At 46.4% G+C, this 7,226-nt stretch carries 4 protein-coding genes, 2 pseudogenes and 1 riboswitch; of the genes and pseudogenes, 4 read left to right on the forward strand and 2 right to left on the reverse strand.

Annotation, left to right across the window (positions count from 1 at the left end):
- Positions 1-237: 237 nt before the first annotated feature.
- Entirely contained in the window at positions 238-3,216 is a 2,979-nt protein-coding gene (locus DXA15_RS23945) for a glycoside hydrolase family 2 TIM barrel-domain containing protein (protein ID WP_128135709.1), read from the forward strand.
- A gap of 44 nt (positions 3,217-3,260) precedes the next feature.
- Here the strand turns inward: DXA15_RS23945 and DXA15_RS23950 are convergent, their stop codons facing one another.
- Complete coding sequence (locus tag DXA15_RS23950) at positions 3,261-3,728, reverse strand: GAF domain-containing protein (RefSeq protein ID WP_128135710.1); 468 nt, start codon at positions 3,726-3,728, stop codon at positions 3,261-3,263.
- A gap of 75 nt (positions 3,729-3,803) precedes the next feature.
- Between DXA15_RS23950 and DXA15_RS23955 the strand changes: the two genes are divergently transcribed.
- From DXA15_RS23955 to DXA15_RS23965, 3 genes and pseudogenes are all read left to right on the forward strand, one after another.
- Positions 3,804-5,159 (forward strand): MATE family efflux transporter, encoded by a 1,356-nt coding sequence (locus DXA15_RS23955; RefSeq protein ID WP_128135711.1) that lies wholly within the window; start codon positions 3,804-3,806, stop codon positions 5,157-5,159.
- 46 nt (positions 5,160-5,205) lie between these two features.
- Positions 5,206-5,847 carry an AAA family ATPase gene (locus tag DXA15_RS23960; RefSeq protein ID WP_128135712.1) on the forward strand — a complete coding sequence of 214 codons (642 nt, stop codon included), beginning with the start codon at positions 5,206-5,208 and terminating at the stop codon, positions 5,845-5,847.
- 17 nt (positions 5,848-5,864) lie between these two features.
- Positions 5,865-5,960, forward strand: a riboswitch (TPP riboswitch).
- A gap of 60 nt (positions 5,961-6,020) precedes the next feature.
- Positions 6,021-6,790 (forward strand): annotated as a pseudogene (locus DXA15_RS23965) (sulfide-dependent adenosine diphosphate thiazole synthase).
- A gap of 93 nt (positions 6,791-6,883) precedes the next feature.
- Here the strand turns inward: DXA15_RS23965 and DXA15_RS23970 are convergent.
- Positions 6,884-7,120 (reverse strand): annotated as a pseudogene (locus DXA15_RS23970) (hypothetical protein); the annotation flags it as partial.
- Positions 7,121-7,226: the final 106 nt, after the last annotated feature.

Here is a 7,226-nt window from a genome sequence, read left to right on the forward strand (position 1 = left end):
TCTTACAGGTTTCTATCTAGGAGAAATGTGGCTGAAGCCAAAAGAGAGAAACAACTTGTAAACCGTCAGCTGAAGCAGACGGCAAATGAACCTGTAATAGTCAAGTGACTCTGATTATGGTGGTTGTATAGGCGGGAATATGACACACCCCCTTCCCCCTCTCAAGAGGGGAGCCAGTTACAACCAGTTGCTATAAACAAACACTCATTTCTGATAATAATTGTAATAACATATAATATGAAAAAGATCTTATTACTTATGGCTTCCTGTTGCTTTATCGGGCAGGGGAGTATGGCTGCCGGTTTGCAGGCTTTGCCGATAGAAGCATCCTATATCATACCTGCTGAAGTAGAGGGAATGAGTTCGTCCTCCCTGCTGTTAAATGGCGATTGGCAATTCCGTTTCGCCCCGCAGGGTAAATGGAATACCGTTCAGGTTCCGGGAGAACTGGCTATGCAGGGATATGCTATCGAACATGATACGCCTTATCTTTATCGTAAATCATTTACCCTTCCGGCCGATTATAAAGGGAAACGGGTCATTCTTCGTTTCGACGGGGTATATAGCCACGCGGTCCTTTCGGTGAACGGGAAACAGGTGCGTGAACATCATGGCGGTTTTACCCGTTGGGAGACAGATGTGACGGAATTTGTACGGCCGGGAAAAAAGAATGAGATACAGCTTGAAATAACCGACCGCATCGATGATATCTCCTATGCTTCGGGGTATGCCCATCATCCGATTGGCGGTATTCTTCGGGATGTAACGGTTTTCGCTTTGCCGGAAACCTGTTTCTACGATTTTGCGGCGGAGACTCATCTCGATTCGTTATACCGGGATGCCGTGCTGAAAGTATCCTATACCGGCAGGACGGCGGGAAATGCCGAAGTGGTCTACAGCCTGACCGACCCCGCAGGTCGGCAGGTCCCTTTGTCACAAAGTATTTTTATATTGAAAGAAGACGGAAACAGTAATGAACTCCCCGTCCGCAATCCGTTGAAATGGGATGCCGAACATCCGAACCTCTATACATTAACAGTTGCGCTTCGAGTGGAAGGTAAGGAAATCAGCCGCTTCAGTCAGCAGATTGGTTTTCGTGACGTGAAGATTGTAAAGGACCGTATGCTGGTGAACGGCCTTCCCGTTAAGCTGCGCGGAGCCTGCCGCCACGATATCCATCCGACGCTGGGGCGTACTACAACTGCCGAACTGGACAGCCTGGACGCCCTCCGTTTCAAGCAATCGAATATGAACTTCGTGCGTACTTCGCACTATCCGCCCTCCGAGCGTTTCCTTCATTTCTGCGACCGTTTCGGTATCTATGTAGAGAGCGAAACGGCCGTCTGCTTTGTCGATACATACCGCCAGAAGAACTATGCTCCCGGCAGGACGCAGGACAGTGCGGAGTTCGCTCCCCGTTATTTGTCACAATGCCGTGAGATGGTGAAGGCATTCCGTTCGCATCCGTCCGTCCTGTTCTGGTCGATTGGAAACGAGAGTGTGTACGGAAAGAATTTCCAGGATTGCTGGGATTGGGTGAAAGCGACGGATACGACGCGCCCGGTCATTTTCAGTTATCCCGGTTCGGTGGGCGAGAAGAAGCCGATATATGATATTCTCAGTATGCATTATCAGGATGTGGATGGCAATCTGAATCAATGGGGACGTGCGACGCGTAATTACCAGGGGCACGGCATCCCGGCTTTGTTCGATGAATGGGCGCACCCGGCTTGCTATACCTATAAGACTTTACAGGATGACCCGAACATCCGTGAGTTCTGGGGAATCTCTATCGATAAGATGTGGAGTGGCCTGTTTGATGCCCCCGGAGGTTTGGGCGGTGCGATTTGGGGATATATCGACGAAACGTTCATGCTGCCCGAACCGAAGATGGGTACTTCTTTCTGGAAAGAATTTGCCCGTACAGCCAAGCCGGAAGATTTCCAGGGCAACTGTGTCGGTTACGGTGAATGGGGAATTGTCGATGTCTGGCGCCGTGAGAAACCGGAGTTCTGGGCAACCAAGAAAGCCTATTCGCCTGTCCGCCTGCTGACGGAACAAGTGGGTGACTATACGACGGGCGAACGTCTGTTGCTTCCCGTTTACAACCGCTTCGACCATACTGACCTGAATGAAATAAAAGTGCGCTATACATATAAAGGAATAGAGAAAGAGACGCAGACAGCATCCATCGCACCGCATCAGAAAGGAGTCCTGATTATCCCTGCTGAAAACTGGGAAGAGGGAAGCGAACTTCTTATCCGTTTCTTTACAGCCGGTGGGGATTTAATAGATGCTTCACTTGTGACGCTGGGACAGCCGGCGATTACCTTACCACAGTCGCGCCGCAATGGTCCGCTTCTGGTTGAGGAAAATGCCGACCGTATTGTCGTGAAAGGCGAAGGCTTCGAAATTCCTTTCTGCAAAGAAACGGGCCTGATCTGTAACGCTACGGTCGACGGACAGGTATTCATCGAAAAAGGCCCTTTCCTGAATCTGGATATCAACCTGAATCATCTGACCGGGGCTGAAGTCCGTAAAAGCGCCACCAAGTTCCTGACAGCCGATGCGGATTGGAGAAAACAGAGTATTACGTATATGAAGCAGGGTAAAAATGTACAGGTTATATTGAAGGGCCGTTATAACGATGTCGATACCGATATCCGTCTGTTGATTTCCCCGGAAGGTCGTATGGAAATCAATTACCTGACAAACGGGCAGCCTAACGGTTTCCTGCGTGAAACGGGACTTTCGTTTTATCTTCCCGAAACGATGGAGCAACTAAAATGGAAACGCCGCGGACATTGGAGTTATTATCCGGCTGGAGAGTTTGCCGGCAATGAGGGGGAGACTTCTCTCTATAACCCGAATCAGGTGGCGTACGGCGAACGTCCGAAACAACCCTGGCAAATGGATACTCATAATTATTATTACTGGGCCGATGCCGGAGCGAATTGCGATCGTCCGCTTACCCAAATGGCAAAGGGCATGAAGGAGAACATCTATTATTATACGTTGAACGCCGGTAATCCGTCCACCGGCCTGTCGGTTGTTTCACCGGATGCCTCCGTTGCCTGCCGCTCCAATAAGCGTGCCGACGGACAACTGATCCTGTATGTCAATAACCGTTGGGATTACCCGGAAATTGCCTGGGGAAACTATTGTAAGACACTCGAAGCTAACCCTTGTTTTGGTAAAATAGAGATAATCTTCTAAATTCGTTTGTAAGAGGTGGTTTTAACCACCTCTTATTTTTTACATCAAAGCAACCCGCATATCCTTTCCAGATAGCTTGCATCGACTTCATCGAAACTATCCAGCTTATCACTGTCTATATCGAGAACCGCCATGACTTTCCCCTCGCGGATCACCGGAACCACAATCTCTGATCTGGAAGCTGCGTTGCAGGCTATATGTCCGGGAAACTGTTCTACATCCGGAACAATCAGGGTCTTTGCATCTTTCCATGCCGTACCGCAAACACCTTTGCCGTGCCGGATGCGGGTACAGGCAATCGGTCCCTGAAAAGGGGCGAGCACCAGCATATCTTCTTTTACCACGTAAAAACCTACCCAAAAGAAATCGAACATCTGTTTCAAGGCTGCGGCAACATTCGCCATATTGGCTGTCATGTCTGTTTCACCGGCCAGTAACGCTTCTATCTGGGGGAACAACGTCTGGTATTGTTGTTCTTTGTCTCCCTCCCCTATGATTAAATTCTCTGCCATATTTAATTTATTATAGGAAAACAAAGGTAAAAATTAATCGTAAATATCCGTACCTTTGCACATCAATTGATTTTTATGACAAAACAAAACTCTCCTTTGGTACTGGGTACCGAACGTATCGGAAAACTGCTTATGCAGTATGCTATTCCGGCAATTATAGCCATGACCGCTTCTTCGCTTTATAACATGGCTGATAGTATTTTTATAGGACATGGGGTAGGACCGCTGGCTATTTCGGGTCTGGCTCTGACATTTCCGTTGATGAACCTGGCGGCAGCTTTCGGTTCGCTGGTCGGTGTCGGTGCTTCTACATTAGTTTCGGTAAAGCTGGGACAGAAGGATTATGAAGGGGCCAACCAGGTATTGGGGAATGTGCTTGTCCTGAATGTACTGCTAGGATTGGCCTTCACCTTTGTCTTTTTGCTGTTACTCGACCCTATTCTTTATTTCTTCGGGGCCAGTGAAAATACAATAGGGTATGCCCGCGATTACATGCAGATTATTTTATATGGGAATGTGATAACCCACATGTATCTGGGATTGAATGCGGTGTTGCGCTCGTCCGGATTTCCCAAACAGGCTATGTATGCCACTCTGGCTTCTGTGGTGATAAACTGTATCTTGAATCCGATTTTTATTTTCGGCTTTGAGTGGGGAATCAAGGGTTCTGCATGGGCGACAGTCATTTCGCAGGTAATCTCCTTGACGGGACAGATGATTCATTTTTCAAGTCCGAAACAGTTGCTCCATTTTAAGAAAGGGATTTATAAACTGAGGAAAGAGGTGGTGAAGGGTATTCTGTATATCGGGATGTCGCCTTTTTTGATGAATCTTTGTTCCTGTCTGATTGTTATCCTGATCAACCGCGGTTTGAAAGAACATGGGGGAGACATGGCGATTGGTGCTTATGGTATCGTAAACCGCATTATCTTCCTGTTTGTAATGATTATTATGGGCTTCAACCAGGGGATGCAACCTATTGCCGGATATAATTTCGGTGCCCGCTTATATCCCCGTGTAACGGAAGTAACCAAGTTGACGATGAAGTGGGCAATCGGAGTGGCAACGGCGGGTTTCCTGCTCTGCCAGTTATTCCCGACCCTGATCGTGAATATGTTTACAACCGATGACGAACTGGTGAAAGCGGCCGTGTTCGGTCTTCATATCGTATTTGCCGTTTTCCCGATAGTCGGTTTTCAGATGGTGGCAACGAACTTCTTCCTTTCGATTGGTATGTCGAAGAAGGCTATATTCCTGTCACTTACCCGGCAAATGTTGTTTCTGATTCCTTGTTTGATTGTCCTTCCCCGCTTCTTCGGTACGCTGGGAGTCTGGATCAGTATGCCGGTTGCCGATACGATCGCGACAGTCGTTACGGCAATCGTTCTGATTAATCAGTTCAAGAAGTTTAAACATGAATCACCTAACTAAAAAAAATATTGTATATTTATCGCAAGATAATAAAATCGGTTAGTATATGGATAACAAAATCATATTGACCATTGGCCGACAGTTTGGCAGTGGTGGTCGTGAAATAGGGAAAAAACTGGCTCAGGCATTGGGCATCGGTTATTATGATAAGGAGTTGATGGCGGTGGCCGCCAAGGAAAGCGGATTGAGCGAAGAGTTCTTCGAAAAGGCGGACGAACGTGCTTCGAGCGGACTGGCGTATGCTTTTACTATGGGATATTCCTATATGGGGATGTTCACTCCTTATAATGACATTCTTTCCAACGACGGACTGTTTAAATTACAGAGTGACGCAATCCGTAAGTTGGCATCGGAACAATCGTGTGTGCTGGTGGGACGTTGTGCCGATTATATCCTGCGCGACGATCCGGATTGTCTTAGTTTTTTTATCCATAATAATATGGAAAACCGTATCCAGCGCATCCTCGAAAGCCAGAATATCACTGTCGAACAAGCAAAGGAACTGATGGCGAAGACCGATAAATCGCGTGCTGCCTACTATAACTATTATACGAATAAAGAATGGGGTGTAGCCTCTTCCTATAATTTCTCTATCGACGTATCCGTATTGGGTGTAGACGAGACTGTCGAGTTCATGAAAGCATTTGTTGAACGGAAAATGAATAAGCGGCCGCCACATTTCGGATAATTTATTATCTTTGCTGCGACTTATCATAGGGGTGCCTTAATACACAGGCTGAGATTATACCCATAGAACCTGCCCGGGTAATGCCGTGAAGGGAGAATCGGTAGAATTGCTAAATAAAGGAGAGCTTTAACCTCTATGTGCTCTCCGATGTTTAAACTCTAATTATTATTGTAATGGAACAGATCGTTTCAACAGGAATTATTGACTCTTATTTTGCAAAACTGAAGAGCAACTTATCAATTGATGTGGCTATTGTTGGTGGTGGCCCTTCCGGTATCGTAGCAGCTTATTATCTGGCTAAAGCCGGAAAGAAAGTGGCTCTTTTCGACCGTAAACTGGCTCCGGGAGGAGGCATGTGGGGCGGTGCCATGATGTTTAATGATATTGTCGTACAGGAAGAAGCCATGCCGATCGTGAAGGAGCTGGGCGTTTCTTATCATGATGCCGGTAATGGTACTTATATTATGGATTCGGTTCATACTACTTCTGCATTGATCTATCAGGCAACAAAAGCCGGTGCTACTATTTTTAACTGCTATTCTGTGGAAGATGTGGTATTCCACAACGATGCAGTAGCCGGTGTGGTAGTTAACTGGGCTCCGGTAATCCGTGAAGGTATGCATGTAGACCCGCTGACTATTATGCAAAAGCCGTATTGGAAGGAACAGGACACGACTGCGAAGTGGCACGTACTGTTGCCCGCAAAAACGATATCAGACTGAATACTCCGACCGGCGGTGTAATCGGCGAACGTTCATTAAACGTTGAGTTGGGTGAACAGACAACGGTAGAAAATACAAAAGAAATCTATCCGGGACTGTTTGTTTCAGGTATGGCAGCCAACGGTGTAAGTGGTAGCTTCCGTATGGGACCGATTTTCGGCGGTATGCTGATGAGCGGTAAGAAAGCGGCAGAACTGATCTGTGCAAAACTGGATAAATAAGATTATCTGATATACATGAAAAGAAAGGACGGTCATCTTTTTACAGATTTCCGTCCTTTCTTCATATAGTAACATAAAAACTCATACTTCCTATTACATCTTCTCTACAAGTTCCCGTTGTTTTTTGAAAAACTGTATACGCTGCATTTCTCCGCTTTCGGAGATCATGGTAGAAAACTTACGCAAGGATTGAATCCATTCTTTCAGGTTCTTACACATCTCTTTGTCTCTCGATGTGATCGAGTTGATCGAAAAGATCCGGATCAGGCTTAATTGCAAACTGGATGTTTCCACAAAACTGTATGTGGCTTCGAAGTTTATGTTGGATATCACTAGTGTCCCGTTAAAATCGGGACGAGTTATTAATTAATCAAATAATCCCGGAATAAGGGGATTAAATTGTTCTTTGACATCATTGAAATTAGTCTTATTAAAC

It is taken from the genome of Parabacteroides sp. AM58-2XD, from assembly GCF_003463685.1.
Lineage (GTDB): Bacteria > Bacteroidota > Bacteroidia > Bacteroidales > Tannerellaceae > Parabacteroides > Parabacteroides segnis.

Excerpts from the sequence above, each read along its gene's own strand:
- DXA15_RS23955 (WP_128135711.1), top strand. The coding sequence starts at position 3,804 with ATGACAAAACAAAACTCTCCTTTGGTACTGGGTACCGAACGTATCGGA.
- DXA15_RS23950 (WP_128135710.1), bottom strand. The coding sequence starts at position 3,728 with ATGGCAGAGAATTTAATCATAGGGGAGGGAGACAAAGAACAACAATAC.
- DXA15_RS23945 (WP_128135709.1), top strand. The coding sequence starts at position 238 with ATGAAAAAGATCTTATTACTTATGGCTTCCTGTTGCTTTATCGGGCAG.
- DXA15_RS23960 (WP_128135712.1), top strand. The coding sequence starts at position 5,206 with ATGGATAACAAAATCATATTGACCATTGGCCGACAGTTTGGCAGTGGT.